Origin of the sequence: Mycobacterium simiae (genome assembly GCF_008370645.1) — a bacterium.
Classification (GTDB): Bacteria; Actinomycetota; Actinomycetes; order Mycobacteriales; family Mycobacteriaceae; genus Mycobacterium; species Mycobacterium simiae_A.
Window position 1 is genome coordinate 1 of sequence record NZ_VTZN01000499.1, and the last position, 554, is coordinate 554.

1 protein-coding gene is annotated in these 554 nt (G+C 68.2%); it reads right to left on the minus strand.

Going from position 1 to position 554, the window contains the following annotated elements; translation table 11 throughout:
- Nucleotides 1-554, minus strand: a 554-nt coding sequence (locus F0Q45_RS26620) for a DUF5632 domain-containing protein (protein ID WP_188113202.1), incomplete at both ends; no start/stop codon positions are given.

The following is a 554-nucleotide window of genomic DNA, read 5'->3' on the forward strand; positions in this document are numbered from 1 at the left end:
GTTTGCTGGATTTCGGTCGCTCTTTCGTGCAGTAGCTCGGCTTCGTTGTCGGGCACGCCGTAGTTGCGGGCGGCGGCTATGGCGACTGCTTGGGCGATGCGGGGCAATCCGTCGCGGCGGCGTACAGCTTCGGCCAGTGTGGGCCCGAGTTCATCGACTTTGGCTGTGGTGCGGGCGGTGCGGTCGCCGGTCAGCGCGGGTGTGTCGGGTCCGGCTTCGCCGATGTAGCCGTGGGGATGGTGGACGGCGGCCAGTGTGACTACGCCGAGTAGGTCTTCGACGCTGGCGTCGTGGCGTCGTGGCGCGGGCTCTAGCAGGGTTATGTGGGCGGGTAGGTGAACGTGCGGTGGGATCCAGCCGCCGGCGAGGTCGGTGACCATTAAGGTGACCTGTCCGTTGTCGCGTAGCCCTGCTGCCCACGAGATGGCTGGTTCTTGGCGGGCTACGGCCTCGACGATGCGGCGCAGGCGTTGCTGCTCGGCGGAGCGGCTTGCCGAGTCGCCTGCTATGGCCCCGGCTGTTGCGGCCGCGGTTGCGCCGGCCAATGGTGGTGC